7 protein-coding genes are annotated in these 9,330 nt (G+C 54.2%); 4 read left to right on the forward strand and 3 right to left on the reverse strand.

What is annotated here, in order from left to right:
- Window positions 1-2: 2 nt before the first annotated feature.
- Both ACF8D4_RS19145 and ACF8D4_RS19150 read right to left on the reverse strand, forming a co-directional pair.
- A complete protein-coding gene (locus tag ACF8D4_RS19145) occupies window positions 3-1,265 on the reverse strand; it encodes an efflux RND transporter periplasmic adaptor subunit (protein ID WP_025008866.1) in 1,263 nt (420 codons plus the stop codon).
- Window positions 1,266-1,540: 275 nt separating this feature from the next.
- Complete coding sequence (locus ACF8D4_RS19150) at window positions 1,541-2,305, reverse strand: cobalamin-binding protein (RefSeq protein WP_345853773.1); 765 nt, start codon at window positions 2,303-2,305, stop codon at window positions 1,541-1,543.
- A 383-nt stretch (window positions 2,306-2,688) separates the two neighbouring features.
- Between ACF8D4_RS19150 and ACF8D4_RS19155 the strand changes: the two genes are divergently transcribed.
- The 4 genes from ACF8D4_RS19155 (at window position 2,689) to ACF8D4_RS19170 (ending at window position 8,780) form a co-directional block, all read left to right on the forward strand.
- Complete coding sequence (locus ACF8D4_RS19155; RefSeq protein WP_051472647.1) at window positions 2,689-4,095, forward strand: glycerophosphodiester phosphodiesterase; 1,407 nt, start codon at window positions 2,689-2,691, stop codon at window positions 4,093-4,095.
- A gap of 10 nt (window positions 4,096-4,105) precedes the next feature.
- On the forward strand, window positions 4,106-6,457 hold the full coding sequence (locus tag ACF8D4_RS19160) for a PEGA domain-containing protein (RefSeq protein ID WP_345854332.1): 2,352 nt from the start codon (window positions 4,106-4,108) through the stop codon (window positions 6,455-6,457).
- 12 nt (window positions 6,458-6,469) lie between these two features.
- The gene (locus ACF8D4_RS19165; RefSeq protein ID WP_392465955.1) at window positions 6,470-8,143 is read left to right on the forward strand and encodes a hypothetical protein; all 1,674 of its coding nucleotides are present in this window, start codon (window positions 6,470-6,472) and stop codon (window positions 8,141-8,143) included.
- Between the two features lie 73 nt (window positions 8,144-8,216).
- The gene (locus ACF8D4_RS19170) at window positions 8,217-8,780 is read left to right on the forward strand and encodes an imm11 family protein (RefSeq protein ID WP_208134903.1); all 564 of its coding nucleotides are present in this window, start codon (window positions 8,217-8,219) and stop codon (window positions 8,778-8,780) included.
- 215 nt (window positions 8,781-8,995) lie between these two features.
- Here ACF8D4_RS19170 and ACF8D4_RS19175 read toward each other — a convergent pair.
- The coding region (locus tag ACF8D4_RS19175; protein WP_392465958.1) for a transposase at window positions 8,996-9,330 on the reverse strand (335 nt) is incomplete at its 5' end.

Below are 9,330 nucleotides of genomic sequence, written 5' to 3' on the forward strand. Positions count from 1 at the left end.
CCTCAGCGAACCAGCACTTGCTCGGCGTCATTGAACAGATCGATATTGGAAATCACCCATTGGTCGCCCACCTCGCCGCCTTCCAGCACCTCGATATGGCTCATGCTGCGGGCGCCGAGTTTGATCTCGGTGCGCTCGGCAATATCTCCCTGGAGACGGTACACCAGGCGGCCACCGCCACTGTTCACGAAGGCGCCGCGCTTGACCATCAGCACATCGGCACGGTTTTCCAACAAGACTCTGGCCGACAGGCGCTGATTCTGCCTCAGGTGCAAAGCGGTATCCTGCTGGAACCGGACCCGGGTAGAGACTTCGCGGTTACGTACTTCGGGGGAGATGGAGGCCAACTTGCCCATCACCATCACGCCGCCGAAGTTGAGTTCCACATCCATCCCCAGCCCCAGTTCATCGGCGTAGGTTTCCGGCACTGCCAACTCGGCCTCGAAGGCACTCAAGTCCACTACGGTCAGGATCGGCTGGCTCTGGGCGATACGGGCTTTTTGTTCCGTCAGCCAGTTACCTATGATGCCGCCAACAGGGGCTGTGATGTTCAGTGCTGCCACCTGACGTTCCAACTCGGCTACCACCAATGCCTGACGATTGACCTCGGCCGCCTTGTTTTGCAGCTCAAAGGTCAAGGTGTCTTTCATCAGTGCGGCTTCCTGCTGGGCATGGGCATACTGCAGCTTGGCCTTGTGCAACTCATCCTTGCTCTTCTCGTAATCTATCTTGGAGATCAGGCTGGTTTCGATCAGTTGATCGCCGCGGCGGCTCTCCCTGTCTGCGGCCTCCAGATCCACCTTGGCCATATCCAGTGTCTGATTCGCCTTGAGTTGATTACGTCTGGCGTCCAACTTGGCCCGTTCCAGGGCACTCTTCATCCCGTCGAGCAGGGCCTGCTGCTGCTTGAGGCTGTTGGTCAGGCTGTGGCTTTCTATGGTCGCGACCACCTGGCCCTGCTCGACCCTGTCCCCCGGATTGGCTATCAGAGTCACAGTGCCGCCTTCCGGGCTGTAGAGGATTGGCGCGTTGGCGGCGACTATCTTGCCTGTGGTGGCGATATCCCGAGTCAGAGTGCCGCGCTCCAGAGTGGCGAAGCGCAGCTCACTGCGATCTATGGATTCACTGACACCGCTGCCACTGACACTGGCCCACACCAGGCCCGACAGCAACAATACTGCCGCGCCCAGGGTAGCCGGCCACTTGAGGCGACGCGCTAAACTCGGCGCCACTTGCTTGTCTTGTCCGCTGGTATCCTTAATCATCCCGTTTGTTCCTCAATTGAGCTTGTGACCATCTTGTTGCAACTAGGTTTACAAAGCTTGTGCCAAGTTTAGATAGTCATAGTTATCAATTGGTTGGAAAGTAGTGGAGATTTTATTTGTGTCCGCGGACAAGCGGATACTGTCCGCTTTTTGCAAAAGTGTCCGCCAGGCGGACACTTAGGATTGGATTTAGTAACAGAAGAATAAATAGAGGGCGGGCGTAAAACGCTTGCAGCAGGATTACCAGACTGGCGCCGAAGCCGGGATGATGATTGTCATAGCCGCTGCCCTTCGCGGGCCTTGTCGAGCACCTTGCAGATAGCCTCAACACCTTCCAGCGCCCTTGGGGTCGCCCGGTGCAGAATATCGGCGTTAAGTGTGTAGATTTGTTCCGTTTTCACCGCAGGGATCTCCTGCCATTGACTCCAGTCCAACCGCTTCCCATCGCCCTTTTCATCTGTCTTGATGATCACCTCGGGTTGACTGAGAAGCACATTTTCCATGCTTACCTGCGGATAGGGAGAGCTGCTGTCCTTGAAGACGTTGTTGCCATGGCAGACTTCCAACAATTGCTGGATCCAACTGTCCTGGGCCACTGTAATCAAAGGCTCGGACCAGAGTTGATAGAACACCTTGATCTCCGGCTTGGCGGCATTGTCCCGGCGCAAATTTGCCAATTGCTGCCGGTAGTCGGCAGCCACTTCCCCGGCCTGCTGTCTGTGACCGGTGAGACGCCCTAGCTGTTCCAGCTCTTCGGCAATGCCTTCCAAGGTTTTGGGGTCACTGCCGTAAATGCGATACCCAAGCTTGGTCAGCTGTTCTATATCTTCGCTGCGGTTGCCTGTGTCCCAGACCACCACCAGATCCGGATTCAGCTCTATCACTCTTTCTATCTGTATGCCGTAGTAACCGCCTATTCGGGGAATTACCTTGGCGGCCTCGGGGAAATCGGCATAGTCTGTGGTGGCCACTATCTGTTCACCCGCGCCTATGGCAAACAGCATCTCCACCGCATGGGGAGAAAGCGCCACTATGCGCATGGCAGGCCTGGCACTGACGCTTTTGTTGCCCCCCTTATTGACTGCTTTGTCGGGCGACTTGGCCTGGGCGACAGGGCTCAGAGCCAAACTGCAAAGCAGGCAGAGTATCAGTCGGTTCACCTGGTTTCCTTGGTTATTCACAATTGTGCTTCAAGCATACCTCAAGCAAGTTGTGAGTAAAACGCGCGGCCCAAGTTCTGCGTCTCCGGTTATGCGGCCGCAAAAAAGCGCACTATTTGACCAATAAAAAGTCAGCCAATGTTCAGTTTTGAGACAGCACAAGTAAAACTTGTTAAACATTGGCATTACAGGTTGACCGACGGTAAATAATTAATTTTAATACCCTTAATTTATAAATACTTATAGAGCACCAAGGAACCCCTGTGCGTCTCTTTTTCGTCCTGATATTTTGCTGTTTCGGCCTGCTTGGCGGCTGTAAAAGCACCCCATCCGCCCCAGAACCTCAACCCGTAGATCCGCAGAAACTGGCATTGGAACAAGCCTTCAACGCCAGAGGCTTTACTCTGTCACCACTGGATAACATCAATTATCTGGGGGCCAGGCAGTGCAGCAACCTGGAGCTTCAGGCCCACAGAGGCTCGATACGTTTTCCGGAAAACTCGCTGGAAGCCGTCATAGATGCCCTGGATAACCAGTTCGATGTGATTGAAATCGATGTGCGCCTGACCCGGGATGATGTCTGGGTCATTCATCACGATGGACGTACCGGACGTGAAACCGGCACCATAGACAATAAGCGCCGCAAGATAGAGTCGATTCGCTATGAGAAAGAGTGGGGCTATCTGCGCCAGCGGGACATGCAAACCGGCGCCCTCACAGATACGGTACCGCCCAACTTTCGCCAACTGGCGCAGGTGTTCAGTCGCTATGCCCATAGCGGACAGAAGCTGAATATTGAGATCAAGAGTCGTGCCGGCAGCCGGGATCTGGAGATGCTCGACTATCTGGCCTTCAGTATCATAGGCCAGGGTCGCTACTTCTACAGCAGTCTGGAGCTGGAAAACCTCAAAAAAATGAGGCAGATAAACGACGCTGTATTCCTGTCCTTTATCCAGAGCCCGGCCAAGGCCTCGATGAACAAACTGGCGGCCGATATGAAACGCGGCGCAGGTCAAGACCCCATCTTTTTGCGCAATCAATCCATGCTGGAGGACATTCAGGGTTACGCCAACCGCCGCTACCGGGAAAAACGCTACGACTCCTCGGCCGGACTCAATAAGCTGAAAAAGGCGCTCAAGTCCAACTTCGGTATCGCCCTGGACATACGCCACTATCGGCAAAACGCCTCTGGGTTCAAATCGGTGGCCCATAACCGCGGCATTCCTGTGGCCAGCTATACCATCAATGGTCATGATTACCACGAACAGAGCCTGCTGGGACTCAAGCGCAGTCAACTGCCCGACTCTGTGATTATCGACGACAGTCTCTATGGCTTTTGCAGCCGCTTCGCCCTGCCGCCCATGCTGCCTTATCAAGGCAGCACTGAGCTGACCCGCAAGCTGGCCACGCTGCCCAAGGATCTGGATCTCTCCAAGCTCTCTTTGCTGGAAACCTACTGGCCCAACGGCCTGTATCCGGCGGTGGATGGCAAACTGAAGTCCTTCAAGACAGGCGCTGTGGCCAATAAAGGCAAGGCGTCCGAGTCTGGCGGCGGCTTTGTCCCTGTGATCATGAAAACCCAGGCCGGCCCCAGAGAAAACCAGACCCAAGTAGATCTCACCGCAGATGACGCAGTGAAAATAGAGCTGCGCCGCAGCGAGCAGCAGTGAGGAACCAAGGATGAAAAAACTGTCCTGGCGGGTCTTTTTCCTGCTGCTGAGCGCCGCCTATCTGATCCCAGAGGCCATCTTCAACGCCCAACTGGTTTCTTTGGTGGGCTTGGGCACACCCAAGCCCGAGCAACTCGAACACCTGGAGATTTACGGCCGCACCATTTCCGGGATAGGTGTGACCCTGCTGCTGGCCGATCTCTTGCCGGCGCGGTTGTTCAAAACCGGCCTGAGAGGCAGCCTGACCCTGTTGCTGCTCACCTTGTGCGTCTGGCCCAGCGTGTTTTTCGGTCAAAAATACCTGATAGAACAATGGCTGATTGAACCCTCTACCCCGGAGCAGCGTCAATACGCGGCCTACAGCGCGGCGCTGCGTGATGCCCTGGCGGTTAACGCGGTCGAAGTCGAAGGTCTCAACTACGACCCCAAAGAGCTGCACAGCTCTGAAAACCTGACCTTTCTGGCCCTGTTCGGCGGCCTGGCCTATGCCGACCACAACCTCACCGACAACCTGGATGATTACAAGCAGAAGATCATTCACAACTTCGTGCAAAAGCGGGCCTATCGCGACTTTGACCAGCACTATCACGACTTTGGTCAACTCTATGATGAACTGTCGGCCAGCTATCGCAGTTATGCCGAAGGCTCCAACCGCTACAACCAGACCCTGGCGGGGATCCCGGAGCGTGAGATGGGTTACTGGCAAAACATAGAGCAGGAGGTCAATCAGGGCTGGGGCAAGTATCAACAGGCGCAAAAGGCCCATGTGGCCAAGGCCGGTGCCAGGGCGCAGGAATACGGCCCCAAGATCTTCGCCTACCATGAAGACACCAACCGCTGCCAGGAACGCTACAAGAAGTCGTCCCAGAAAGAACGTCGCTATCAATGTATAGAACGGGAAAACGCCCGCTACAAGACAATGATCTCCAAGGCGGGGCTCGGCTACATAGATCCCAACTACTGGTTGATAGTCGAAGACATCAGCACAGGCGAAAACCTGCTGTCCAGCGCCCTGTTCGGGGTGATGACCGCCGGTGTCGGCACCGCCATGCAGGCGCTGAGTCTGGCTACAGGTGGCGATGGCGGTCTCAAGGACAAACGCTATAAGTACACAGACGATCCGGATCATTACCAGCGCCTGTTCTTGGTCCATCCCAAGTTCCAGGCGATGTTTGAAAAGGAAACCGGCTATCCGTTCAACATAGCGTCACTGGCCGACTTCAGGGTGCATCCTGTGACTCAGGTGAAACTGCGCCGGGCCCTCAAGGCCAAGGGGCTGAAACTGCCTGACAGCTGGCATATCAGCAATCGTCCGCTGTTTAGTCAAAGCGTGGCCAAGACGGTTAAGGCCGAAGCCGATGCCCGCTGGCAGAGCGAGATGCGTAAACGCGGTTTGGACTTGCCCATCAACTTAAGTTGGAACGCCTTCCAGTTGCATCCGCAGATCCAACGCAAGATAGCCGCTCGCATGGGCGATCTCTATGTGCCGAACGTCCGCGCCGACTGGAACCAGGCCAGCTTCAAACGCCATGTGCTGGATCCCAACATCCAGAAGCGTACCCAGAGTTACCTGCAGATGTTGGCCGAGTCGGAACGTGAATTTGCCGATGGCGGACGCTATGCCGAGCAAGGCAAGCAGGCGCTGCGATCTGTGATTATTCCGCCCATCTCCATGTCACTCAGCCTGTTTTTGATCTGTATGACCTTTATCAAACTGCCGCTGAAGACGCTGCAGCTGTTCCGCCCCGGCGCGAGTCAAGCAAGTGGCAGCGAAGACAGTACCGGCATAGATGAGAATGCCAATGAAAGTGCCAAGTCCGGCAAACGCCGCTGGCTGGCATTGACCGCCAAGCTGTTGCCGCCCCTGTTACTGCTGACCTTGCCGGTGCTTTTGGTGCAAAACCGCTACACCCAGGATGATACCAGCCCGGTGAACTACTTCCTCACCAAGGTGGAACAGTCCGGCAATATCGGCTTTGCCTACGCCCTGCGCTGGACACTGCACGCCCAGCCGCTGCTGCATCCTTTGGGGCTGAGCTTTGAGCAACACACGGGTATCTATCAGGCCTTCTCGCCACTGGCGCATTCACTGGCCAAGATAGACTTGCTGCACAAGAGCACTCCAACACCACTCAAGGCCAGCGAGCTGGCACCGACCGAGATACGCCTCAAGGTCGAAACCAATGTGAACAACGCAAATATCAGGATCATGAACATTGGCCCCAAGTATCACCCGGGGATCCGGCTTAAACCGGGCAACTACGATGTGCAGGTAAGCGCCCCCGGTTATCAGACCTACCGCAAATGGCACAGCCTGAATGGCGGCGAACAAACACTGACAATCCGTCTTTTACCCAATTGACAAGGAAACTGAATGCACCACTGCAATCAACCCATTTATGCCAAGGAAAACTTCTGCGGTCACTGCGGAGAGTCCCTGCCTGAGCAGCCCAAACTGAAGAATATTGAGGATGTCGCCCCTGAGATCCTAAAAGATCTTAAACCCCACTATTCCGGCGCCAGGACGTTCACCGGCCGGGTCAACTCCAGTTTCCTCTACAAGCGGCGCCGGGTAGACAGTGGCAATAACCTCACCTACAGCTACTGGTGGCTTGAGCTCGAAGACAAGGACGGCAAAATAGAGCGGGTCAGTGTCAACGCTGAGAACAAGTTCTACGATCAGCTTCGCCGCGGCGATGTGCTGACCTTGTTTTATCCGACAGACTACACCCTGAATTACCGCATCGAAGGTAAAGACGCCAAACGCCTGGTCAGCCATAACCATATGGCTCCGGCCGCTATCAGTCATGAAGCCGACGGTCAACGCTCCACCATAGTGCCCGACTATGAGCCGGGTAGCCAATCCAGCGCCTTCTGGTGGCTGCTGCTGGGGATTGCCAGCGCCTTGTTGCTGTACTTTGGTGCCAAGCAATCCACAGAAATCGCTATCGGGGTGGCCGTGGTTCTGTCTGTGGTGTGTTTCATTCTGGAACGTCAGCGCAACCAGAAGAAACACACCAGGGAACTGCGCCGCTACGAGGCGCTGCAACTGGCGATGAAACGCCTGTTGTCTGTCACCCAAGAAGAGTTGGGCTACCATATCGCCCAGCGGCCGAGAAAAGACTCGGATATTTTCTGCTTCAAATGCCAGAGTCGCATCGATGGCGAGCACGGCTACTGTGTTCAGTGCGGCAGCTCGCAGCAGCAGGCAACGGCAACGGCCGCCAACAGCCTCAGTGTCCGCGATGAGGAAGAGGCCATGATGCGGCAATACAGCCTGAGTTACCGTGAGCCCTATCTGCACAAGCATGTCTTGGCAGGCGATGAAAAGGGTGAAGTCAGCGTCTCCTGTATCATGGGCAAAGTGCTCGACAGAAGTGCCAGCGCCAGTGTCGATGACTTCACGGTCACCACCACTAAAACCACCACCACAGACCATTATGTGGGTAACAGATTTTCCCACAGCACCACAGACACTGAAACCAGCAGCCATCGCAGCCGCAGCTCCAACGTTGATGGCGAAGTCTTGCTGCAACTGGCCGATGGTGAAGTGCGGGAGATGCGCTTCGGCGAAGATCTGTTGGGGGATCTGGATGTGGGCGATTGGATGATTTACGCCAGTTCAAGGGCCAAATTGGGCGTTGATGACTATAACCGTGAGTACGCCTATAACCTGACCAAGAGCAAACGTTATAACAACACATCGTTCCAGCAATACGGCAAGCTCAACGGCGCAGGCACCTGGATCTTGTTGGCGATTGCCGCCTTGGTCTTCAACTTCTGGGGCCCGGATCATATCTGGTATCCGCTGTTCGATATGCTCTACTTCCCGCTGCTGGATCCCATCTACAGCACCTCCTTCTTTAGACACAACCTGACACTGGTAGTGTTTATCATGGTCAGTGCAGTACTGCTGGTGTGGACCCTACTTTATGGTCGGCGTAACCAAGAGCGTAAGCGCAAACTGCTGTCACGCCTGACCGACCATATCGACGGTTTTACCCGCGCCATCCCAGAGTTGAAGGAAAAGCTTAAACGTATGGGCTAACGCCGGTTTATACTCCCCAAGCCACCTCACGAGGTGGCTTTTTTGCCCCAGAGAAAAATGTAGAGAATTGAGAATGCAAGTAGCCTATATAAACGAAGACATGAATGAAGGGGAATCACTATTTAGTGCGGTCGATATTCGCTCGTCACTTTATGATGACAATGATTTTATCCCAACAAGTTGTCTGAATGAGATTGTATGGCAGGACACTGACATCCTCGATATTGAAGCGTTGGACTTAATCAGAGGGGGCGCTTTTAATGTTACCAAGGAGATAGCCGAATTAATAATGAGCTTTGACCCTTACGGGGTCGAAGTCTATCCCTCCAAGTTAACCTGCGCCGGCACAGGGGTTTTATCCGATCGTTATATCCTGGCAGTAGACAACTTGGTGGATGCCGTCGATACCGAAAACAGCATCAAAATAACCAACGCTACCACCCGGTTTTTCTTATCGGCTGAAAAAATCAACAAACTTCCCGAAAGTACAAGACATGTATTCAAACCGATAGGAATGACGAAAACATTCTTCTCTATTGAACTACTGGAAGCCCTCATACGCCTGGACGAGGAAGGAAAGATAAACACCAGCATTGTGGCTTTCTCATTTGATACATCTGAAGAAGCACCTAAATAACTATATGGACACCTCTCCGATGCAAGCACCGGCAGGTCTCTTTCTGACAAAGTAGCCACACACATATATCCGGCTTCGTGAGCCCTGATGAACATCCGTACTCTCTGTCCTCATTAGTGCCATGGCTTTTAGCAGCCCAGCTATTTGTCAGGTTCACAGAGAGTCGGTTCTACCTGTCAGCACATCAACTCTTTGGACTTATTAAAATCAGTTAGTTACTTAACGATATACTCTGTTTTTTGGTTTATTAGCGCCCACGCTATTCGGGCATTTTTGTTAGCCAGCGCCACTACAGCTTTGTTTACGCCACTTCGGGCAATAATACCTTTCAGCCACCGCTGGAGACCTCCACATCGTTCTTCCGGAAGGTTGATGACCCGGTAAACCACTGAGCGGGCGCCATGAATAAGCAGTCCTCGCAGATAACCATCTCCGCGTTTTGTTATCCCGAGTAGTCTGACTTTACCACCACTGCTGTGCTCCTTCGGAACCAGCCCCAGATAGCTGGCAAAATGCCGGCCATTCTGAAAATCAGCGCTGTCGCCCAGAG

The sequence above is a fragment of the Shewanella sp. YQ_9 genome (genome assembly GCF_043103185.1).
GTDB classification, from domain to species: Bacteria; Pseudomonadota; Gammaproteobacteria; order Enterobacterales; family Shewanellaceae; genus Shewanella; species Shewanella algae.